The 23,652-nt window shown below is 33.9% G+C and carries 22 protein-coding genes and 9 tRNA genes; all 31 read right to left on the bottom strand.

The genetic code is table 11. The annotated features are described in order from the left end of the window. Positions 1-12 precede the first annotated feature (12 nt). The gene (locus tag KE503_RS06515; RefSeq protein WP_212384777.1) at positions 13-501 is read right to left on the bottom strand and encodes a hypothetical protein; all 489 of its coding nucleotides are present in this window, start codon (positions 499-501) and stop codon (positions 13-15) included. Between the two features lie 333 nt (positions 502-834). After that, positions 835-1,938, bottom strand: coding sequence for a hypothetical protein (locus tag KE503_RS06510; RefSeq protein WP_212384776.1), 1,104 nt, complete (start codon positions 1,936-1,938; stop codon positions 835-837). A 26-nt stretch (positions 1,939-1,964) separates the two neighbouring features. Continuing rightward, entirely contained in the window at positions 1,965-2,405 is a 441-nt protein-coding gene (locus tag KE503_RS06505; protein WP_212384775.1) for a hypothetical protein, read from the bottom strand. A gap of 18 nt (positions 2,406-2,423) precedes the next feature. Continuing rightward, entirely contained in the window at positions 2,424-3,656 is a 1,233-nt protein-coding gene (locus KE503_RS06500; protein ID WP_212384774.1) for a hypothetical protein, read from the bottom strand. A gap of 74 nt (positions 3,657-3,730) precedes the next feature. Further along, positions 3,731-5,326, bottom strand: a complete 1,596-nt coding sequence (locus KE503_RS06495) for a hypothetical protein (protein WP_249182990.1) — start codon at positions 5,324-5,326, stop codon at positions 3,731-3,733. A 14-nt stretch (positions 5,327-5,340) separates the two neighbouring features. Next, a complete protein-coding gene (locus KE503_RS06490) occupies positions 5,341-7,191 on the bottom strand; it encodes a hypothetical protein (protein WP_249182989.1) in 1,851 nt (616 codons plus the stop codon). Then, a complete protein-coding gene (locus KE503_RS06485) occupies positions 7,184-8,173 on the bottom strand; it encodes a hypothetical protein (RefSeq protein WP_212384772.1) in 990 nt (329 codons plus the stop codon). Before KE503_RS06485 ends, KE503_RS06490 begins: the two co-directional genes overlap by 8 nt. 73 nt (positions 8,174-8,246) lie before the next feature. Further along, positions 8,247-8,792, bottom strand: coding sequence for a hypothetical protein (locus KE503_RS06480; protein ID WP_212384771.1), 546 nt, complete (start codon positions 8,790-8,792; stop codon positions 8,247-8,249). A gap of 7 nt (positions 8,793-8,799) precedes the next feature. Continuing rightward, positions 8,800-9,096 carry an HU family DNA-binding protein gene (locus KE503_RS06475; protein WP_212384770.1) on the bottom strand — a complete coding sequence of 99 codons (297 nt, stop codon included), beginning with the start codon at positions 9,094-9,096 and terminating at the stop codon, positions 8,800-8,802. Between the two features lie 182 nt (positions 9,097-9,278). Continuing rightward, positions 9,279-10,133, bottom strand: a complete 855-nt coding sequence (locus KE503_RS06470) for a hypothetical protein (RefSeq protein ID WP_249182988.1) — start codon at positions 10,131-10,133, stop codon at positions 9,279-9,281. Positions 10,134-10,515: 382 nt separating this feature from the next. Further along, a complete protein-coding gene (locus KE503_RS06465) occupies positions 10,516-10,728 on the bottom strand; it encodes a hypothetical protein (protein ID WP_212384769.1) in 213 nt (70 codons plus the stop codon). A 122-nt stretch (positions 10,729-10,850) separates the two neighbouring features. Continuing rightward, complete coding sequence (locus KE503_RS06460) at positions 10,851-11,453, bottom strand: ATP-dependent Clp protease proteolytic subunit (RefSeq protein WP_212384768.1); 603 nt, start codon at positions 11,451-11,453, stop codon at positions 10,851-10,853. A 9-nt stretch (positions 11,454-11,462) separates the two neighbouring features. After that, positions 11,463-12,893: an MBL fold metallo-hydrolase gene (locus tag KE503_RS06455; protein ID WP_212384767.1), complete on the bottom strand. Its 1,431-nt coding sequence runs from the start codon at positions 12,891-12,893 to the stop codon at positions 11,463-11,465. Between the two features lie 251 nt (positions 12,894-13,144). After that, positions 13,145-13,220 (bottom strand) — tRNA-Met (locus tag KE503_RS06450). Positions 13,221-13,224: 4 nt separating this feature from the next. Then, positions 13,225-13,294 (bottom strand) — tRNA-Lys (locus tag KE503_RS06445). 96 nt (positions 13,295-13,390) lie between these two features. Continuing rightward, positions 13,391-13,465: transfer RNA gene (locus KE503_RS06440), tRNA-Pro, on the bottom strand. Positions 13,466-13,537: 72 nt separating this feature from the next. Beyond that, positions 13,538-13,612, bottom strand: a tRNA-Met gene (locus KE503_RS06435). Positions 13,613-13,626: 14 nt separating this feature from the next. Further along, on the bottom strand, positions 13,627-14,313 hold the full coding sequence (locus KE503_RS06430) for a hypothetical protein (RefSeq protein WP_212384766.1): 687 nt from the start codon (positions 14,311-14,313) through the stop codon (positions 13,627-13,629). A 77-nt stretch (positions 14,314-14,390) separates the two neighbouring features. After that, positions 14,391-14,465 (bottom strand) — tRNA-Gln (locus tag KE503_RS06425). A gap of 599 nt (positions 14,466-15,064) precedes the next feature. Then, positions 15,065-15,137 (bottom strand) — tRNA-Asn (locus KE503_RS06420). A gap of 6 nt (positions 15,138-15,143) precedes the next feature. Beyond that, a tRNA-OTHER gene (locus tag KE503_RS06415) sits at positions 15,144-15,227 on the bottom strand. A 3-nt stretch (positions 15,228-15,230) separates the two neighbouring features. Next, positions 15,231-15,304, bottom strand: a tRNA-Arg gene (locus KE503_RS06410). Between the two features lie 253 nt (positions 15,305-15,557). Further along, positions 15,558-15,641 (bottom strand) — tRNA-Tyr (locus tag KE503_RS06405). Between the two features lie 666 nt (positions 15,642-16,307). Then, a complete protein-coding gene (locus KE503_RS06400) occupies positions 16,308-16,697 on the bottom strand; it encodes a 3D domain-containing protein (protein ID WP_212384765.1) in 390 nt (129 codons plus the stop codon). A gap of 190 nt (positions 16,698-16,887) precedes the next feature. Continuing rightward, complete coding sequence (locus tag KE503_RS06395; protein ID WP_212384764.1) at positions 16,888-17,187, bottom strand: HU family DNA-binding protein; 300 nt, start codon at positions 17,185-17,187, stop codon at positions 16,888-16,890. 144 nt (positions 17,188-17,331) lie between these two features. After that, positions 17,332-20,148: a hypothetical protein gene (locus tag KE503_RS06390; protein ID WP_212384763.1), complete on the bottom strand. Its 2,817-nt coding sequence runs from the start codon at positions 20,146-20,148 to the stop codon at positions 17,332-17,334. A gap of 1 nt (position 20,149) precedes the next feature. After that, complete coding sequence (locus KE503_RS06385; RefSeq protein ID WP_212384762.1) at positions 20,150-20,359, bottom strand: hypothetical protein; 210 nt, start codon at positions 20,357-20,359, stop codon at positions 20,150-20,152. 1 nt (position 20,360) lies between these two features. Beyond that, on the bottom strand, positions 20,361-20,789 hold the full coding sequence (locus KE503_RS06380; RefSeq protein ID WP_212384761.1) for a hypothetical protein: 429 nt from the start codon (positions 20,787-20,789) through the stop codon (positions 20,361-20,363). A 76-nt stretch (positions 20,790-20,865) separates the two neighbouring features. After that, positions 20,866-21,303 carry a hypothetical protein gene (locus KE503_RS06375; RefSeq protein ID WP_212384760.1) on the bottom strand — a complete coding sequence of 146 codons (438 nt, stop codon included), beginning with the start codon at positions 21,301-21,303 and terminating at the stop codon, positions 20,866-20,868. Between the two features lie 95 nt (positions 21,304-21,398). Continuing rightward, positions 21,399-22,259 carry a hypothetical protein gene (locus KE503_RS06370; protein WP_212384759.1) on the bottom strand — a complete coding sequence of 287 codons (861 nt, stop codon included), beginning with the start codon at positions 22,257-22,259 and terminating at the stop codon, positions 21,399-21,401. Between the two features lie 375 nt (positions 22,260-22,634). Then, entirely contained in the window at positions 22,635-22,973 is a 339-nt protein-coding gene (locus KE503_RS06365; protein ID WP_212384758.1) for a hypothetical protein, read from the bottom strand. Positions 22,974-23,652 lie beyond the last annotated feature (679 nt).

Raw genomic sequence — 23,652 nt, 5'->3', positions numbered from 1 at the left:
ATCACCTACATCCTATTTCATTTTGTGTCCTGTATAGTTTTCAATGAATCGAATTTTTTCGTAATCGTTATAATTACCTTTTTTAATCATCATCATGACAGCTGATTTTTCAGCACTTGTAACAATATACTCAGAAACTTTGTCCTTAAATGTTTTTGACATACCTTTATATGCAAATAATTTTGCTACTAATTTAGGCGTTAAAATTTTCTGAACTTTCTTTTCTTCTTTATTGTCAAAGTCTAACTCTTCACGAGTATCAGCGTCTTCAATATATAATGTTGCATGAGAGCCAACACCATCAATTCCAGTAAAAAGCATATTCCCGTTCTGCACCTGTGAGATTACTTCTCCACGAGATAAACGAGTAGTACCATTTGGTGTGATTGTTACATCTCCTGTGGATTCAATTCGCTGAAATCCTGTTGTCCAATTGGCAAGGCTGCGTACTGTAATTTTTGTTTCCATGCTTAACTCTTTTACAACTTCTGTATTTTCCATCTCTTTCAATTATTTATCCTTTCACAACTAATTATCGTTTACTTGAATTTGTATTTTACAGAATTATACAATTCAATCTTTTCATCTAAATCTTTCGACTTTTGGAATGTCCAATAACGTACACCAGTATTTTTGTTGATATTAGAAGAAATATAACTTTCGCCTAACCCCATTAAAAAATAGTGCAGTTTTTTGGAATAGCAAAAGTAAATATCATTCATGGTCTATGTCCTCTATTTAACTAATTAATTGCAAAGATATACAGAATTACCATATATCTTTGCAAATAAAAAAGACCCATAAGGTCTACATTTCTTCAACTATTTACGAATTCTAGTAAGTACCAAGTTCTGTTGACAGTTTCTTGTCTCCAAGTAAACCAATCATATATTCTCTTCCTGGAGCAACTAAAGCACCAACTTCAAGGTCATATCTTGTGATTAACTGACCTGTTGATACGTCTGTTCCAGAAATAGATGTTAATCCGCCTCTTGTTACTGTATAAATTGGAGACTGTCCACCAGCAGGAATTACATATCCGAGTCCCTGTGGTAATACTGTCTGGAAGTCTGTTCCAGCTGCATTCATCAGAGAAGTATCATATGGGTTTGGTAATTCAGAAACAACTGAACCATTGTACATTCCCATTAATCCTGTATCATGGATTTCTTTCATAACAGCTTCAGAAATACCTGTAACAGCTGGTGTTGTTCCCTGGAATCCTGCAAATGCGTTTAACTGAGAAACTAAAGCATAGTCACCAGTAATTGTTGGTTTTCCAAAACGTCTTACAGGTGTAATAACTCCATCAACACCAGTTTTTGTTAATCCGTCTCCTTCGAAGAAGTATTTAACTCCATCTGCATTTTTGATTGCTTTGTAGATTGTTTCTACAACATAAGCAGCAGCCTTGTTTCTGATCTGAATGGCAATCTGATTTTTTAATTCATTTTCATCACTCATGTCACCGATGGCAGCCTTTCTATAATCTACTGCATAACCAGCAGAAATAGCTACTGTAGCGATAGGTGTTCTTTTCTTTCTGATCACTGGGAAGTTAACATCCTGACCTAAAGCCTGTTTGCTTGCTGGGTTTCCAACAAATTCTGGGATTTCAACTTCACAAGAATCGTTATATCCGATTGCTTTGTAATTTCCATAAATGCTTAATAATTTAGCTTCCTGAAGAATCTGAGGTTCCATTGAGAAACGTCTGATTTCATTTAATTCAGAAACTGCTGATAAATCACCAGCAGAAGCTTTGCTATTTAACTCTTTAATATAGTTAGCAGCCTGATCTGCTTTTCTTCCGAAAGGTGCTAAGTCTTTTCCATCTCTCATTGCAGAGAAAATTTCTACTACAGGAGATTTTGTAGACACACGACCGCTCGCAAAGTTTGCATCCTTACGTTCGTTGTTTAATTCAAATGTATACATTTATACTATCCTCCTTTTTAGATTAACTATTTTGATACTGACTGTGTAGCTGGAGCAGAAGCAGCAACTCTTACAACAATGCCTTTGTGATTTCCAATGATTTCAGTTACTTCTACATATGGTACAGCAGTAGCTCCCTTAACAAGATCGCCTGTTGCTGTAGATTTTAACTTATCACCTTTAGCTACCCCAGTAGGAATCTGTTTTCCATAAATTTCAAGTTCCTGCCCGTCTAATTTATCAAGATCTAAAACTCTTAAATCTGATCCTTTTGCGATAAAGTATTTATCTAAACCTTCATCATCACCAACTTCAACATTCATTACTACCTGTTTAGCATTAGCAGCTAAAGCGAATGTACCTTCTGTTACTGTTCCAAAATCGCCATTATAAACATCTGCTCCTGCAACTGATTTTATAAATGGATATAATTTCTCAATCTGAGAGATATTACGGAATTTAATCATTTTTATCTATCCTCCTTATTAAAAAATACTTACATCTTCGTCATTATCATCAACTTCGATAGATTCACATACCTCAGAAAAGATATCTTCAACTTTTTCTGAATTTGTTTCTACTGTAGGTTCTGTGGCGGATGCCTGTTTCTCAGCTGCTTTCTGTTGTGCTACAATATTCATGCAAATCTTAGATTTGATAGAGTTAACTTCAGAAGCAATTTCATTTAATTCGTCAATATTTTCGCAAGAGTTAATATCAGATTTTAATTTGTCGATATCTTCTTTTGCGACTGCTTTTTCATCTTCATTGAACTCGCTTAAAGCTTCGTCAACTTCACCTAATTTTTCTGCAACTTTAGCTTTTGCAATTTCTTTTCTAAGAATTTCGATCTGTTCCCATGCTGTCTCATTCTCTGTCTTTGTGTCTTCAAGAGCTTTCTGTAATTTTTCGACACTTGCATTAAGTTCGGAAATCTTTACATCCTTTTCTGCGATAACAGAATCTTTCTGCTCAATCACGGAATTCTGCTCAGAAATTTTCTCTTCTAATGCAGATTCTTTAGAATTGATTTCAGAAATTGTTTCTTTGATAGCAGAAGTGATTTCTTTCATATCAATTGTTCCGTCCATTTTCTGTTTGTCCTCCTTGTTTTGATTTTCGTTTAATTCCAATACAATAGAAGAGGTATCAGCTGGGTTCATTACCATATCCCAACCAGAGTGAATGAATTCAACAGGAATTCTCCCTGTTTCTCTCCATCCATTCATATAAACAATTCCTGTATTACCTTTTGCTTTGAAAATTTCTACGCTACCTTCTACGGCAACGCCATTGTTAAGATCTTCTTCAAGATTTGCAACGAATTCTGGATAACACATTTCATCAAGATATCCTTCACCGCATACACATCTCTTTGTTTCACCTTCGTAATCAATGTCGTCAATATAGCCTCTTGTAAAATGTCCAACAACACTTGCATTTCTAAATGTTATTAAGCCATCTTCGTTGACACCAGTTTCTCCGTGACCGCAGATTATTGTTCTGTTTTCATCTAAAAATTCAACACGAACACTCATATCTGTGATACTGCCGAGCTGTGGTGCACAATATTCCTCTAAAAAGGTAATTCCATTTTTGTTGTATTTTGTTCCGATACCATTTTCTACTGATTCAGGAGGCTGTAATTCGTACAATACGGCTTTAAATGGTCTGCGCCCATTTTTGTATTTCTTTTCAGATAACTCTACGATTGCCATGTTGTATCCTCCTTTAAAAAGTTTTGTATAACAAAAAAGCCGATTAAATAAAATCGACCTTTCATTATTGATATTTATTTAGAGTCGCTTGGACTTGGGATATTGTTCCCGTCATTATTTCTACTTCGAATGGTATTTTCGGTAGGGTTGTCCGTAATTGGACGACCACCTTGATCATTTGTATTATTTGAAGAATTGGTATAGGCTGTCATATGTGGTAAATAGCGTTCGTATATACCATCTTCAATTTCTTCATCTAGCACATTAAAATATGCTTCTGGATTTATTCCTGCACTAGCGACAAGATAAGATAAGGAACCACTTGCTTCTGAATATAATGTTTTACACATATCAAAGAATGCTTTGCGGTTTACAAAAGAAGTAGGGAAATAGTAAACTTCCACTGGATTGTTTTTATCTTTAATGACATTTTTGTTAATGACATAATTCAATTCTTGTTGCCACTCATAAACCCATGTATATACTTGCGAATTTATCATTTCCAAGTTGTGCGCTCCTGCACCAAAATTACCTGATTCCATGGCACCAAGTAAAGAAGCGCATACACCTAAATCCAAAGAGATTTGATTATTAAGATTTGATTCATTTTTATCATTAAAAATATCCGTAGAAACATCCAAAGCGTTAATCTTTGTTCCTGCGGCAACACTGAAGAAACTTAATCCGCCTTTGTTGTTTTTGTTAACTACAGCAGTTTTAACATCATTATGTTGGGCTGCCTGTTGCTTTTTAGTTAAAGCACAAAGTCCTTTTTCTTTTCCTTCTGGAAATGTCTGATAGACAATTTTATTGTTCAGCTCATCCAGAACATTTCGTTTTGTGTCTGTAAAATAATCTTTATATAATACATCTTCAAGCGCTGCAATAACCAAGGATCTGCCCCAAGGCTCTGAATCTTTGCACTTGATTTTTCTACACATTGTTTTATCCGAATTTAATATTAACCAATTGCCATTTACACCATTATTTTTCTTGCTATCATGATACCCTTTTCTGATTTCATCAGGGTACTTTTTAAGTTTTCTTTCCAAAGTGTCCCCATCAAAATCATCAAAATATCTTAAATCAAAACCAATAACAAATCGCCCATTTTTCTTTCCGACAATCTTACAATACTGCCAAGGTAAAGAAATAATAGAAGCATTAATACCAAGATCGTTAATTTCTGTAATACGTTCAACATCAAAATCATTCATATATTTTGTATTATCAAGCTCAGACGGTCTGACTTTTGTTTCAAAATAATAAAATGCAATACCGTCTAACATCTCGGTATGTAATGCATCTCTGATAAAATGCTTATCATCGATTGTCTCAAGAGTAGAACGCATTAAGCGTTTATTATTTTTTGCCTTGTTGTTGTTTTTCTTTTTTGCTTTCGATTTATTGATCAATATACTATCCAAACATGGTAATGCAACACTATAATCAACAGAGTTTGCAATTACACCGTTTTTTGTATACACAAAATTTGATAATCTAATGGCGGTTTCATGGTTTTCAATTGGATTTCTTAAAACACTGCGTATTTCTTCTTTATTAAAATAATCATAAACACCACACTGAAAGATAGCGTTAAATATATCTGTTGTTGTATATTGATAACTATTATATTCATATGAAGCGTCTTGTTTTACATTTTCTTCCATTTTCCCTCCTTCCATTAGTTTACAAATGTTGCGTATCCGTATTCTTCATCTGTGGTTGCCATATCTAATTCCAACTGGTCTATAAAATATGATCCGTAACTGCATGAAGAATATCTATCTTTTCGGTTGTTTCCACGTTCTTTAATTCGGATACCACCTGTGGTTAATTTTTCATATTGTAATTCTGCACACTCGCTAACAAGTGCCTGAGTCTCTAAGAATGGTCGCTCAAAATCAAACACATCATCGACTTCAATAGCCTGTCTGTATTCCTTATTCTTAGAAAGAATTTCCTCTTTTGCAGTTTCAAAGTTAACGAGAAAATCAATTTTTCCTTCAACCAGATTCTTTCTGAAGTTCATTGCAATATCACTATTCAGGTTTTGTGTACCATTGATAGCATAGATACATGGTTTTGCGTCTGGATCTTGACACAATCTACCGTATTCGTCGTTGTTCATACATTTTAATGGGGCGTATTCAACACTACGGTCTTCATCGTATAAAACTTTTTGTAAAGAATACAAAATTTGCAAACCCCCGTTGCGCACATCAATTACTATATAATCAGCGTTAAAATCTTCATATAACTGACGTATCCTAATTGCCTGTTTTGTTGTGTCGCCTATCTGGTTTGATTCTATATAAGGGAATTGTCTACGATATCCTTGTTCCATTTGCTTATCGCCATACGTCATTGTTTCTGGGATAGCACGAATACAAGAATAAACTGAATTGTCGTTCTGAGAACCTGCTACGAATGCAATATCGCCTGCGATAACTCTTACTTCATTGTCACGTTTAGGGATTGCATAGCGGTTTTTCTTATTGATTTGAACATCCAAATTATTTCTTGGATAAAAGACTTGTTTTGAAATTTGCCGATTCATCAGCATAGAATATGTAAAATATGCAGAATCAGATTCTTTGATTCTAAGGTTTAAGAACTCTACCTTCCAACTGGTAGGATCTTGTTTTTTCTTTTCTTTGATCAACTGTTGTTTTGTTTTAAATCCATGTTTTAAACATATACTTTCATCAAATGCTAAGAGCATACCTTTTCCGTGTTTCAGCATTAATTCATAGTTCATGTCTACAATTGTCCACATCCAATGTGTAGGGTCTTGCCAAGATGAGCTAATATAGATATCAACAGGGTCTTCTTGCAAGATTTTCGCTAAAACTGGATTATCTTTATATTGCGGAAGTTGTATATAACCTGGCTGACGTACCATCTGAAATGGTGAAATGACATTATCTTCAATATTTTTCTTGATCTGTCTAAACTCTTCCCTAATAGCAACATTTGAACGAATACCACGGGCGTTATCATTTGCTGTAAACACTTTAATTGTAGATCCGTTATGAAATTTTACAACAACGTCTTGTCCATTAGTCTTAACATATTCAATTTCCGCTCTTAAAACAGCCGATTTTACCATTAATTCGCCTTGAATTTTTTCGGTAATAATCAATTTACTCTGTCCACGAGTAGCAGAACCAATAACAACTTTTGATCCTGGATAAAGAATAGCCCTAGAACATGCATATAGGGCAATTAAGAATGACTTTGCATCATTACGTGCTGCAACAATACAAATTGAGTTAGAAACACCCATATAATATAGAGCCAATTGTTGATATGTATATATTGGAATTTCTAAGTAATCTTGTACAAATCTGTGTAAATTTTTCCTAAAAAACGTACACCATGCCAATGTATGCATAACATTTGTTGGATTGCTTAAATAGTGCGTAGATGGGAATTTTTTATACAAATCCTTTTGATATTTATCGGCAGGGAACTGTTCAATCATTTTACTAAGACGTTTGGCAGCTGTTTTTTTACTTACTTGTTTATTCATCGTCTAAATCCTCATCATCAGGAATGAAATATTCCTTATCTCGATCAGAAGATCCATATTGTAAATTTCTTAATGGACGTAACATAAATCTGTCCACATAGTCTGCCAAGTCATCATAGTCTTCATATAATGGTTTATCTTTGTAAAATTCTTCGGGCGTATATTTTGATATAGTAGCCAATGTTACTCCAAGAGTAGTATTTTGGCTTTCATCTTTTTCTTCAACTGTTTTTAGACCTGCATCGTTAAATGTTTTAGAATACTGACTACTAAGGTCGATGTATTTTTTTGAATCACCTGCTTGTAATGCACGTATTTGCAGCATATATAAATTACATAATGATTTTACGAAGATTTCTTGATTCTGATCAATGTTTGGATTGTTGTCTTTCAGCATATTATAATGCTCGTCAAGATTTTTATAATCCGCCTGTGTAAATCCAGCACCCCATCTCTTAGTAGCTGAACCAGAAATAGATATACTATCATCATTTACAGCTTGTTCTGCACTCATAACATGATCGTATCCATCTTCATAAAATTTCGTCTTCATTCCATCAAGATATGTATTACCAACCTTTGTTGTCTGATGAAGATTGCGCTTTGAAAGATATTGTGAAAATGTGATTGGTTGATTTTCAACCTTTGCGTTTTTGTATGCATCAACATGAAACACTACATCAAATTGCTGACACACATGCTTAATTGCATGGACTTCATTTCCATTATAGTAGTTGATCAATTTCTGTAGGTATAAGTCCATACAATCATTACAGATGTTGATATACCCATCATTACTCTGGTATAAAGGAGAAGGAGATTTAGCAAAATGGTTTCTCTGATTATCCCAACTCTTACCACAACATGTGCATTTGTATTTTTTATCTACCTTAGTAGACCGTCTTGGCATCTCAAATTGTACTTCTCTATTGATGTACATTGGGGCTTTTGCCAATTCTTCTGGCGTTAATTCTCTTGCCATATGTCCCTCCTTTCCTTGTATAATAGAAGAGCAGTAGATGATATGATTCACCTACTGCACATAATTCATAATATTAAAATCTCCAAAGATCCTTTAACAGATACTCGAAAGGTAACATAGTTGGCAAGACCTCAAAATGTTTATCTTCCATAATTCTAGCAACGATATCTAAATCAGATACATCTTCTTTGTTGATCTGAATATCATTTTCATCTTCATATCCAAAAAGCCAGATATCAGAATCAGCGTAGAAGTTCAATACAAAATCTACAATATCCTGAGTAACCTCTTCTTGATATAAATAAATAGAAGTCCCCTGTAAAGAATCATTATATTTATCATATAAGAAAACTCTCAGACTTCCATCATCAAACATTTCAAGACAATATGTGGCATCGTCTTTTTCCATATTAATTTTATGTGGAGCATAGGCAAGTTCTGACATTGCAATGGACAACATATAACGAATTGTCTCAGCGTTTGCAATGATATCTACACAATTATCTCCATCGACCAACTGATCGTTAACTGTAAATAAAAGCTCAATTTGGTCTTCGAAATCTGTAATATTCAGATCCTCATATTTGTTATATTTATCTTTATAAGAAATAACAATCACTCCAATCTTATTTGTTTACCGCATCTTTTAATGAAGCAGAAATTTTGAATTTTGGAGCTTTCTTAGCAGGAACATTGATTGTTTCACCTGTTCTTGGATTTCTTGCAACATGAGCTGGTTTATCTTCAACAGTAAATGTTCCAAGCCCCATTAAGCGAACACCTTCTCCAGACACAATGGCATCAACGATACATTCAACAACTCTATCTAATTCTTCTTTTGCCTCGATCTGAGTTACTTTGCGTCCTTCTGTTTCTGTTTTCTTTGTTGCGATTGATTTTACTAATTCTTTTGTTGTAATCATAGTTCGATTCTCCTTTTTGTAATTAATGTTTTATTTTCGACTAATTTCTACGGCTACCCACTTTTGAGTACCCGTAAATATTTATAGAAATGGAGCAGAAGAAGTAATATCCTCTGCTCATAATAGGCAGTCTGTCCGACCTGTTTTGAGAGATTGATCCTAAAAAAATGACTGCCGAATTGCTAATTTAACTGTATCTTGAATGATGCTGTATGTCCTTCACGTTCTGTGAACTCAAATAACTTGCAAGCACTCTTTGACCCTTTAAAAATACTGTCTGCATAAGGATCACTACCTACAAAGCTTGGACATACTAAAATTTCTTTATCGCATGTAATACCTTCACTTAGAGATTTTTCAAGCATTCCGTGGTAATGACCAACCAATAAGAAGTCAATATCTTCGTTATAGATAGACTCCATATTTTGAATAGCACTATCAATTCCTCTTAAGGTATGTCCATGCATTGCAACCATATTAAAGCCAGCGATAGGAATGTGGATACAATCAGATTCCAGATCAAGATGTACTTCAACACGATCATTATTTGCCAAACATTCATTGATGTAATTACCAATAATATACTCAAAGTCTTCCGCACATAATTCAGAAGCCCTTGTTCCTATAGGTCGTGTTTGGCTGTGATTGCTTCGACCTACGCAATAATATTCAATTTCAACATATTTGGATAATTCATTTAAGAAATGTGAAATGATTTTTGAGATATCAACAACTGCCTTAACAACAGCAGAGTCGTTGAGCTTAACGTCAGTAAGACGTAAGATGCCTTGAATATCATCACCTAATGTGACGACTTTGAGTTTAGAAATACCAAGTCTATGTATCAGTGCAATAGTCTGAGATAATAATTTTTGAAATCTTTCAATGCAAATTTCTGGAGAGTATTCGTTGTTAACACTCTTAAATACTGCATTATAATGAATGTCTGCGATAGAAAGCACATATCCTTTAGATTTATTTTCAACTCTCAGAGGCTTAAAGTCTGGGTTTGGTAGCATCTGAATTGCTTCAGCCACATATTCATTGAACAACTCAAAACGACTTTCTTGGCGAGAAATACGATTTCTCTCTAAATTAACTGTCTGTAATTTCTGTCGTTCCTTACGAATTCTTTCATATAATAACTGATCTTCAGACTTTTCATCATTACCAGATTTTTGTTTGCTGCGAAAATAAGCATCTCTAAATCTACCACCAAATGGAGTAGAAGAGGACTTACGAATTGTATCGCTTGCACATTGTATATGATATTTTTCTTTAATTTCCTGCCAGTCGATATCAACTACACCGTCAAGTTTTGAATCAATATCTGCACAGACAGCCTCATATGTTTCTGGAGTTAATCCGATTTTTGCTAATTCTTGTTCAAAATTAATACTGATAAATCTTCACTCCAATCTATTCTTCATCAGAAGGTACGTTTAATTCCAGATCTTCGTCAGTCTTTTCTTTCATCTGAAATTCACCATATTTTCCATCAAAGTCTTTTAATAAATCTTTGAAAGATACATTTCCTTCTTCTGTTTCAATAACTCCTTTTTCGATATCTACATAACCTGCCGCCTTAACTGTAACAGTAGTAGATTTTTTATAAGATAAAGCTTTAGCCATATTTATCCTCCTTTAAACTAATGTGAATTTTTTTAATTATTTGTGAAATACCTCTACACACTTGATTAAAAATGTGGTATAGTGTAAATAGAGGGAGTTTAAGCATTTTTATGAATAAAAAATTAAATGATTTCGTCTACAATTCCAAGGCGAAGCATTTCATCTGCATCAAGCCATAATTCCTGACGATATACTTTTTCGTACATTTCTTCATCAATATTAGAATGTGAAAGTACATACTGTTTAATTTTCTCTTCGTATTTCTGTGAAAAATTAAATAAATCTCTTACAGCATGAGCTGTTCCGCTAACAGATTCTGATCCACTATGAAGTAAACCTACGCTAAATGGATGGCATACGGTTTTTACGTTTGGATTATTATGCCCTGCCATAGCAATATGTAGCCCCATACTGGCTGCCATACTCATAATGTGAATTGTAAGTGGAGTTTTAATCTTTTCAATAACATCAACAAGATTAAATCCTCTATATACATCGCCACCAGGTGAATCAAGAATAATTGTAATAGGTTCTCCAGAGCCATCATTATCCATCTCAATAAGTGGTAAAACAGCGCTTTCAAGGATAGTATCGCAAATGGCTTCATTCACAATAATTTTGCGCTGCTGTAAATTTACATAATACTGATAATCTACTACATCTGGCAGTCCACCGCCAAATTGTTTTAGTAAATCTTTAATTGGAAGTTCGAATTCTATATTCAACAGTCCTTTCTATAATGAAATTTTCAAACTTGAATTTGCAATAATAACTCGTGTACTTTTGCATTTCTTTTCAAGTTCAGAAGTTAATTTCTCTTTTAATGTTAACTTTGCTTTTTCTGATCCATGATGTAATACAATTCGATTTGTGTTAATAGAAGAGTAGTAATCAAGAAGTTGGCAGAATGGAGCATGTCCGCTAAGAGATTTGAGTGAGAAACTTGCACATCTGCAAATATATTGTTTATTATCTATAGAGATAGATTTAACATTTTTGTCTTTAAGTAATGCAGCTAAACTTCCTGGCGTACTGAATCCTACAAATAAAACAGTAGCGTTAGGATTTGGAACTGCCTTTTTCAAATGGTGTCTAATTCTACCATTATTACACATACCAGATGTAGATAATATTACACATGGCTCATTACTATGTACCAATGCTTTACTAGATTCTGGGTCACGTACAAACACTAAGTTATCCCAATTTAAGACCTTATCAAACAATTCTAATTCGTCACCAGATAAGATTTTTCGATATTCATTGAAAATATCAATCCCTAACGGTGTATCAATGTACACTTTATAAGGAAAATCATAGTCTTTCATGACCTGATAAATCATTGTTGTGAGAAATTGAAGTCTGTGATTTGCGAAAGTTGGTATAATTACCTGTCCATGCATTTCACATACCTGTTGCGTGATAATAGAAAATAATTTTTCGATATCATTATTTCTTTCTTTTTGCCCAGTTTTTAAATCAGGACGATCTCCATAAGTTGATTCTCCAATAACTAAATTTGCATGATCAACAGGAGTAAACTTATTGACATAATAATTATGAACTTTGGAATTTCCAATATCTCCTGTAAACAACAAAGTCTTTTCAACATTGTTCTGTTTGAGATACAATAAAATTTGCACACTACCAAGCAAGTGTCCGTTTGGAATAAGCATAAATGACAAAGTATCATCAATAACAATCTTTTCCATCACAGGATATTCAGAAACATAATTCATTGTATGTTCTACATCTTCAATAGTATACAATGGATCATAATTCTTCCCATGTTGATTGTTAATTAATTCTATATCTCTTTCAATGATATAAGCAGAATCTTCAGCCATTCGATGCATAATTCGATAATTGTCTTGTGCAACAATCATTTTTGCAGAACATCCTTCTTTGTATAATCTTGGGCTTAAAAATACGTGATCCGCATGGAGATGGGAAATAAAGATATAATCAATATCTTTTGGCTTAAATTCTTTGAATCTTCTCTTATTTACAAGAAAGTCATCGTATTTACTATTTGACTGATGTAAGCCAGCATCAATCAAAATATTGTGAGTATCTGTTTTTACATAAACCATAGAACCAGTAACATCCATGGCAGCAGGTTCATCTACAAATGATACTCTGATATTGTTTTGTTTTTTCTTCATAGAGAACACCTATCTTTCTCTATACTTCTTTAAAGCTTTCATTACGCTTCTTTTCTCACTTGCATAGTAAGTAGGATGTCCAGAATACGTCTGATGAATATCAGATTTGTCTTTGAATCCTTTTGAGCGAAGATAGAAAGCTTCATTTTTGGTGATCTTAATTATAGAAGATCCCTCCATTTCTTAAAATATTTCCAGTGATGCTTGACGCTGCACATGGCAGTCGTCGTACATATTTACTGGATTTGGAAAGCCTCAGACTGGATTTGAACCAGCTGTCCTTCAGGTCATGTCCTGTGCCTTTACCTGACTTAATGCTACCGAGGCATAATGGCTTGGAACGGATTTGAACCGCTTCACAATATTAAAAGTATTGCGTTCTACCAATGAACTACCAAGCCAGAAAGGAGTGGCAGACGAATATTAATCCATCTGCCTGTACTAACAATGAAAAAATCTTTGTTGAAAAAAGAACTGACCACCAAACAGCTCTTTGATTGCACAGGTAGGATTTGAACCTACGATCCCCTGAATCCAAATCAGGTGCGATAGCCAAACTACGCCACTGCGCAATGTTGGTAAGGACATTTACGTCCATACCAATGAAAGATACTATATGAAAAATAAAATGAAACATAGAAAAATAGCAGAAGGTGGATTTGAACCACCGATCTTCAGGGCATGAACCTGACGAGATAACCAAACTTCTCCATTCTGCATTATTTTTATAAATTTAATTTAAATTGTAAGTTTTTTTGATATCACTGCGTTTATATGGCAACCCATAAGATTTACACCATTTACATATTGTCTTATCTGACACACCATATATTTTTCCAATTTGTACAAAAGGTTTTGTAATAATTAAATTCCGTAGTGTATCTTTATCAGGTCTTTCGGTTCTTCTTAAAAGCTTATGAGCACATTCAACACAGCGTGTGGCACCATTACTAATTTCTTTCCCACAATCTTTACAAATATGTTTCTTCTTTAATGGATGATTCCTAACATTTTTGAAATTTTTACCAGCATATGTATCCAACTGTCGATCACAATTAGGACACACCCATCTTAAATTTTCTAAACGATTGTCGTGATGTTGCCCATTGATATGGTCTAAAGTTAATACTAATGGTTTATTATTCCATACATGGTCAAGACCGCAAATCGCACATTTATAAGGAGTAATATTATTTTTCTTATATCGTGTACGCAAAGCATTTTGAGAAACATTAGAATTATTACAAAATATTTCTTCATCTGATAAAACACGCTTATGTTTTTGATACCCTGTTGGTTGTGGTAAATTTAATTTTTCTAAATATTTTTTGACGGTGGTAAAATTAGATCCAGTATGTGTAGCATATCCTAATTTTTGTATCAATTCCCTCATACAGGTTGAATTTTCAATTAAAATCATCAATTCTTCTTTTGTGTATTGTGATACTAAAGATCCTATTGTAAAAACACTCCTTTATTGTATATAAATTTTAAAAACAGGGATAACTGGATTTGAACCAGTGAAAATACGGCAGTCAAAGTGCCGTGCCTTAACCACTTGGCGATATCCCTATGAGTATTTTAATTTTAAAGCGGATCTTCATCCTACAATCATTAATAAAATAGTTTATTCTGCAACACAGCTGATGAGTCTGAGCTTCGAGGAGCTACCTCTAACTTCTCACCAGAGTCTCAAAGACCAAAATCTGCGACATGATCAATACATGTAACATCAACCCACCATTCAGAATTAAGTTTTGTTATCATATACTCTATTAGCATACATTCTTTTTTTATACCTACACTGACTTGAGCGACGTACCGACGACTTTTCTTATACACTGTCTTTTAAACAGTTTCATATCAAACTGACTTGTTTGGCTTTCTACCTTCTACACAGCTGCCACACTATGCATTGAAGTAGATTATTCTCCACAGGAGCGTCTATTGCGCCAGCGAAAAGTTTCGTGCATTAACCAGATTATAATGTTGCACAGCACCCACTTACTTGAGAAATTTTCTCTTGTTCATAATAAATCACTTCATTATAAAAAGAAGTACAAGAAACGTATCCGTCAAATGCACTTCTCTAATTTGTCATATGTGACTAGAGTGCTTCTCGGACTCATGGCATTGAGTTTTATAACCGAGGTGCTTAATTAAAATACAAACTCTCGTAGAAGGATTCGAACCTTCGACATGATGGTTAACAGCCATCCGCTCTACCAACTGAGCTATACGAGAATATAATTCCTATAGCTGGATTCGAACCAGCGACTTTCATCTAATGTTATACTTGCTGTGATGATCCTCTACCAACTGAGGTATATAGGAAAACTGACATGACAGGACTCGAACCTGCAACACCAACGTCCGTAGCGTCGTGCTCTGTCCAATTGAGCTACATGCCAATACAACATTTACCGCATCTCATGCGTACACACTGGCGACACAGTATAATGCTGATCATTAAAATTCTTGTGTGTAAGAAGAATTTTAAATTCGACCTCAATCCACGTAGGAGTTTGAGATACTTTCAAGGCGAATAGAAGTGATGAACTTCCTCAGAATATCAGTAGAGGTATACGTTTCTGATATTCACTAGCCATCAGGGCGTTCGCATATTCTTTGATCTGCGCATCGTATGCATTTCAGATCTAATCGTCCGTGTTGAGGGAATCGAACCCACTCGTGACCGAAGCCATCTGATTTACAGTCAGATCCGCCTCCTTAGCGGGATAAACACGGATATTAGCCCACAAGCCCGAAGGACATTGTAGGACAACCTAACGCTGCGACTCAGACTCGAACTGAGACATCGTATCACTTTTCTGTATTTGTGTTGTTTTTGATATCGAAATCAACACATATTTTAGTGAGTGAAAAATTCCTCACTTTTGGTATACCTATCAGATAGATAAGTGAAATATAAAATTTCCAGAATATACCATACACTTAATAGTGTAAATTTGTAGACCACTCTATAAAAAGACACACATTCTTTGTGCGATCAAAACACCTTGGATTAGAGTATCGCAAGTTTCTACACGAGTTCCACCTTGTACTTCGGCATCACTCTTTCAACGATTTGTGTTTTCTTTTATCTGCTAATAGCATAAATCCACCGATCTTAGTCGGATCACTTCATTTCTTGTTGGGCACGCAAGGTGCAATGTTTTATAATTTCAAAATTAATATCATGTCACTAAAAGGCGTCCAACATATTAGGGTTGATGACTTGTCGCCAAATATCCTATGGCAATTGACATGATATACGAACAATAATATCCGCTGGGGCGTACGCTCCCTATAATTTATGCCTCTATGTTTTGCATGGCATCCCATGCTCACCAAAATATCTTCATTGATGCCCTATAGGCGATATTTCTTACGTGTGATAAAATTAGCTTTTTGTTACTTTACCACATATACTTTACGGTACTTTTTGCCGAATCTCTTAACCTGTGAGTGAGAAGAGAAGTACATGTCGATATGCTTTCCTCTTACGCCTCCGCCTACATCTTCAGCGACATAGGTCTTGCCATTGATTCTTACCTTAGTACCTAACTTAATTTTTCTCCTATCAACAGAAATGGTTCTGCCTTGTTTTGCTCTGCGACCTGAAGCAGTTCGGTTTCCCCACTTACCAGAACATGACCGACAACCGCAGTATGCAGTAATCTTGTATGTTCCCAAACATTTGACTTTTTTATTTTTCGCAGAGACAGCAGTAGAAGTAGTGAATCCTCCAACTGCCAACAGTATTGCCATAACTAATGTGATAATTGAAATTTTCTTTTTCATGATTTCTCCTTTGGTTGCTTTTCAGTTTCCTCTGGAGGTCTACTATATTAATAGAACAGTTGCAAGTCTCGGATACCATCTCTGATTTTTTGTTTTTGATGACATAGACCTCGGAACTCACGGTGTGAAATTTCTTTAGCTGCAAACAGCGTGAGCATTTACACGAAGTGCAAATTGGTATTTTGAGAGTTTATCTGCTCTGATTAATCTTATCTTTATATCTTTTTGAAATTTTAGCAGTTAACATAATGCGATCTTCTTGAGTAAGTCCCCCACTACTAGGAACCACTCGTTCTTTTTGATGTACGATTTTTGATTCTGCACAAAGTCCATTCATAATAAAAACCTTACGCAGTTCATTTTCCTCAACATGTGCAAGGTAATCAAAAACAATTTCTTCTGTTGATTTTAAGATTTTTGTAACATCATTTTTTGTAACATTACACTTTTTCGCTACCTGCTTATATAAATCTGTTTTGTTTAAATTCAAATTTATCTCCTTATCTTGGCTTTCCGGTACATTTTAATACCTTCTCCATATACACACATTTCGTGTTCTGAATATTCAGGACATTTGAAAAAATAGAATTTTTTAGTTCTGAATATTCAGAACATTTTAACCCAATATCAAAAGCTAACATTCTGTATTTTGACGTCTTTTCTTCATTAATTCCTTCTGAAATTGTTTTCTAAAAACTTTCTGACAAGAATCACATCGTACTTTTTTGGCATTACGAACGTACACTTCAAATAGTTCTCCACAATCAACGCATTGTACTTTTTTTGTTGGTTTGATTACAACATGATGTTTTAAATTTTCAACAATGTATTCTCCATACACAAACCACAACAATTGTTTGTATCGTTTGTTTTTAGAGTACAGATGTTTAACCAACATGTCTGTGATTTCAATTGCAGAGTATCCAGTCTTTTCAAATTCTTTTAAAATCGTCTGCTTTACAAATGAATCGTTTGCCACACGTTCATCAACAATATTGAATTTATATCTGTACTGTTTATTCAGTCGATCATAGATTTCTATGACATTTTTATCAACTTTTGTATTAACATCGAACATCATTTTATCGTATTCAATTTCATCAATCTTAAGTTTCCGTGTATTAATCTGCACATTCGGAACAATATCATATAATTTATTAACAAAACTCTGATTTCGTTCTTCTACCTGAGATTCCATCTTATCTTTTGCATACACAAAAAAGTGAGGAAGTTTCTTCTGTGTAAATTTTGCAATTTGTTTAGCAACCTTTTCAGGACGAACAGGTTTATATAAAGTTTTTGCATAATCAATGACAAAATTGTTTTCCATACACAAAAGTTTTACGGTGTCAATGGCTTCTTGTTTATCTTCCTCAGACCCATTAACAAAAATATCACTGTTCCAAATCTTTGAAATATTATTGCTATAAGGTCCGATATTACTGCCAGTAAAAGCATGAATCAATCCATTATAGATATTTTCTGGAGTAATCAAAACAGATTTTGCTTTTTTCATTTCATAATACAAAGGTACAACATTATTCATATTTCTTTCTGCAATATCAACGAAATTTTTATCTGCGACCACCAATGCCTTGTCTCCATCGTTGTCAAATTGTAAAATTCGTGAGATTAAATCATGCACGCTTGTATATAATGCATTTGTTGTAAACCATTTTGAAATTTCAGCCTTTCTTTCCCCATAAGCATCGTAAGCAATATTAAATCTAACTGCATGTTCCTTATATAAATGAGGACTTCTCAGACAATCAAGCTTATCATTTTTAGGAAACATCTTGCAGTACACTTCATGATCATCAAGCAATCCTTTAGGATTTTCGATATGTCCAAAGTAGTATTCACAAACTGCATATAAATCTGGAATTAAGAAAGTATATTTTCCGTAAACATCTAGTTTTCCACTGCGATATTTTTTCAGCATACTATTTTTAATTTCTCTGATAGTGTCTTTCGCATATGTATCATTTAATAAATTTGGATAGATTTTTACAGCTTCCTGAAAAGGTGTCATGTGAGTATTATATGGATTGATTCCCAAAGTTCTCTGCATATGTTGTACAGAATCACAAAGTGTAGAGATTTTTTTAACTGATCTTTTACTCAATGTTTCAATTTCTGTATCTGTAATATCAGTGAGCGTCTGCAACATCTGATAATTTATAGAAGCATTTTTTATGTATTCTTCCTCAACATTACACAAGCCTGCGGTACATCCAAATTCGTGATAATATTGTTTATATTCTTCCCATGAATCATAATATTTCCACATTTTAAACTGACTCTTTGTGAAAATTATTTTAATATCTTCTTCAATAACATTATGTTCTTTGCCGTAAATATCTGTAATAATTGGCGACCAACCTTTTTCTTTGATCAGCTCAATAAATGCAAATTTCCCAAGAAGTCCTTTGATCCAAGGGATACGCACCATTGCATTTGCATTTAATACACTTGGGTCTGCGATTCCGCATCCGTCCATGTGAGGAATTGGAACAGAAGAAGAAACCCTCTTAATTTCATACGTCTTATCATCAATAGAATCAAAAAGTCCTGAAACCATAGTCTCCATATCATCTACAACGATTGATTTGTCAATGTCAAAATCTGCCCATAAATCAGTCGCTGAATTAGTCAATGCAAGGTAGGCTAAGTGTTTGTTAACATTGTTCCCTTGATGTTTTTCATCATTAATTTTGTCGATTGTGAGTCCACACATTAATGTTTTCTCATATTTCTGCCATGTTTCTTCCTTGATAAATACAGCTTTTTTTGTACGAATCTGACCAGCAGAAGAGGTGAAGTATCTATATTTTGTAATCACGCCATCTTTATCGCAGTAGTTCATACCATGAAAACAAAGATCTTTGAAAATATCGAAGTAATATACTTGGACAATAACTAAATCTTCGCATAACATATCGGTTTCTGCTTGAATTGTCCTACTTAAAAATGATTCAAACAGAGACACAGTATTTGTGTCATTCAAGTCTTTTTCATAAAAACATCGAATTTTTACTCGATCTTCATGCCCATGTTTTGCAAGATTTACATTTGTATCAACCGCCCGCTTGAGCCTTAGTAGCAGTTTTTCTTTAACGTCTTTCGCAGGGAAAGTTTTATAACTTTTAAGCGTTGACCAATATTGAATCTGATCAAGTATATCGTCAGACTGTCTTAACTCTTTAAACTTTTTCTCATATATTGTGTCAATAATGTCTTGTCTTCGCATATGAATTGCTTCGATATTTTTAATCTGCTGATCAGAAAAACCTTGTTTCTTTGCTTGTTTTTCTAAATCTTTTAACTTATTATGTATTGCTGCACGTTCCTGTCGAATGTACATATTTTGCTTATGTAAAGCCTTTTCTTTTTCTGTGTAAAAATGTCCTGTATCCACAGAATGTACATGAATCTGTTTATCTAATGCCATTCTATTCATCATCCTCGCTTTCTTTAAAAATCATGTCTGTCATCCGTTCCATTTCAGTTCTTGGTTTCCTGAAAGCGTTTTTATGTAAACTTTCTGCCTTGATCTGACAATAGATATCTTCTGTAATCATTTCTCTGGTAGCAGCAGAACGACACATCCCTGCGCAAAACAGTACGGCACCGCCAATCAGAATCGTAGATAAAACTATCATTCTACTGCACCTCCACTGTATTTGACTTACCGCTTAGGTAATCACCTGCACATTCAAGAAGCTTGTAGATAGCATCAGCAGATTCAATATGTATATCAAGATCACCAGCTGTTTCAAGCTCAATTATCTTAGCCATCAGAGCCGATCTAAGAGAATATCTCTTTGCTTTAATCTGTAAATCATCTTCAAACTGATGCCAAATTGGGAAATCTCCTGTCTCTTTGGCAATTGAAAGTGTTACAGTAAAAGTTTCGTCATCTTTACCATTTTCGTCATTGTGCTGTGCAGTGGCTAGAATCTTATGCTTTCGCCCATTTATCGGAACTATAATGATTGTCCCAAGGCTTTTGTAGCTACGCTGTGGACGATTTTTTTTCTTCATTGCCTTCTGTTCTGCATACTTTTCTTTATTAAATTTTCTGGATTTCATTAAAAGTCTCCTTATTTATGTATTTGTTTAGTTTAATTATTAATTTGTGTTTATTATGTATTTCAGCAACTCATTCTTACTGTTCTGGTATAATATTCTTCTCAATCTTTCGCCAATCGTTGGGAAGAGATACTTTAAAATAAATGTCACGAGCACTCATGCTTTCTCTGACCATTTTGCATATTAACGTGTGTTTATGAAACCGCAACAATTCTTTCACTTGATACCATTTGAAACAATAATCAGTGCCACCTGATCGAATGTTACTCAAGATATCGTTGATGAAAATGCGATAATACTGGTCATGCGTTGGCTTATAGACTACGGTATCTGTTGTACTATCTCTTGCTCGAATACCATCATTTCTTTTTAATCTTTTCTTTGGAGAAGGAGTAGTGCGTAGTCTCTGTGCTGCAAGTTTTACTGCAAACTGTTCTTGCGTCATGTTCTCAAATGAGATACGATCAGAAGTAGTCAATAAGTCTTTGAGTTCTGTATTTAATTGTGTTGTCATGAAAAATTTTTAGATCCTTTCGTTATATATATTATTGTTTAGTTAATTTTTAATTTGTGTTTGCTTGATTACTCACAATGCTGCCAACAAAGCGATTAATCAAGGGTTTCTAAATCAGAAGAAGTAGTGCGACCGTATTCTCCATAAGGTTTTAACTGACGTTTAATTTCTTCAACTTCTTTTTTATAATCGTAGTTTGAATCTAGGCGATATCCCTGAAAGCCATCATATTTGTATTTATTTGCAAAAAGTGTTCTTCCATTCAGAATTGCGCCAGTACCTGGAATCACACGAACTAGATTTTCATGATGAATAATTCCGATTTCATCAAGTGCTTCAGCACATTTTGACACGGTCGTTCTATGTAATCCAAGTTCTTCTGCAATAATATATTCTGCCGATACGTATGTTTCTGGTCTCTTTTTTCTATTTTTCTTTGAATTATAATCTTGAGATGGACGAAATACGATATGTTCTCGCAGATAAGCAAGTACAAGTAATACGTTCCACACCTCGACATTATTTGGCATTTGTTTATTTTTATGTAAATTAAGTAAATGTTCGAACTCAAAATTATAAATAATTCCATATTTTGATTTTGGATTATATAATTTATTTTCTTCCTTGTTTAGAATACTGTAGAGACGTAATGTTTTCATTGTTTCAAAATCAATTTCTTTAATATAACCTTTGTCTTCAATCATTCTCACAAACGAATTTAATTGATTAACAATTCCTTTATTATTGTAATTTGCTTTAAAATGCAGAAATCTAGCCAACACCAATGGATGATAGATTATAGGCTGTTGTTTTTCACTCCAATATGTTAAAGTATTGTTCCTAAACCCGATATGAAATAATATTCTTTTAGATCCATAGGTTAGATCATAGAGTAAAAATTCAGGGATTCTGTGATAATTTTGGCTACTTGCTGGTGGGTTAATCTTTACTTTCATAATAAATATCTCCTTGTATATGTAAATTATTGTAAACCGATATTTTACCACCAATGAGATCTACACCACAAAAAATTACACCATACAAATTTATCATAATGTAAAAAAATGTGTGAGATAATTTTGGTAGTAAAACGGTCTCATTTAGAATATAAAACTGTTAACATATAAAACTATTAACATATAAAACACGAGAGAATATAAATATTCTCTCTCCCTATTTTTTGTTTCGGTCGCTGACGCTCACTCAACGAAAAAATTCCGTGTTCGCTGGCGCTCATCTTTTCTTTTTTGATCTTTCATCTGTCTTTTCCTTTTACCTGTGTTATCTGTCTTGGCAATTGTATTGGTCATCTTTTTTCATTTCTCCTTTCTTTATTTTTCATCATGCGGATCATATATGATAATTGTTTTATATTTTCTTTCTGCAATGTCTGTAATCTTTTTTCTGGTTATCTCATTGTAGTATAACCACATATATGATCTTGAAGATCTTGGATATAATATCTCAGAATGATCTTTCCAGTAATCATGAATCTTCATTGCAATTTCTTTTCTGGTATCTGCCAATATGTATTCTCTGAGAGAATCTTTACACAGATTATCATCATTGATTATCTGGCATATCATATTTGATGTAATGCCTGATGGCAAAGTAAAAGAAAATTTTGTCTCTTCATTGCGATTACTTGTAAAATCATTTGTATTCTTCACAGTATATATCCTTTCTTTTTTTGTTTCCTTTTAAAGCATATTGGTATTTTAGCATATCTTTAACTGCTTGTCAATAGCACTTAAAGGTAAGATGTGTGAAGATGATGTTTGTCTACTGTGGCATGTTTCTTTATATTAGATTCTGTATATTTAGAAGAGTTTTTCATGTTAAATTTCCATTCTATGGGCAAATTGGTATTGTTGGTAGGGAAGAGGTGTTAAATGGATTTATGATCTATCAGGTGTATTTTTTCATAGGAAATATCCTTGTACTTTTTCACATACAATATATACTAGAGCAGATAATGATCTTTTCAATGTAAAGTGTACCCCCTACGTGGTATGAGTGTGCAATATGGGTTATGTGTAAAATTGCTAAGGGTACTTTTACAATGTTTAGATGAGAAATCGGGTACTAATTTCCATTTTATATGTTCTGGTGATAACTTGTTAGGGTACGATAGTAGAATTGAAATTTGCTCTCTCGGAGTACATTTTTTAAGGGTATAATGAAGAGATATTTTGCCGTGGATCTAAGATGGGTTGTGGTAGATATCTGATTTGGGAATCTGCTACATGATGGTGTGTGCTGATTATCTGATATAACAGTGGTTGCTACTTATATGTGATTCTCAATGTTTAGAAGAGTATATTCGTCAAATATGGATTTTGTGGTATG

This window comes from Anaerostipes sp. Marseille-Q3525, assembly GCF_018223505.1.
GTDB lineage: Bacteria > Bacillota > Clostridia > Lachnospirales > Lachnospiraceae > Anaerostipes > Anaerostipes amylophilus.
Note: the sequence above shows the minus strand (reverse complement) of the source record. Positions and strands in the feature narration are given on the sequence as shown.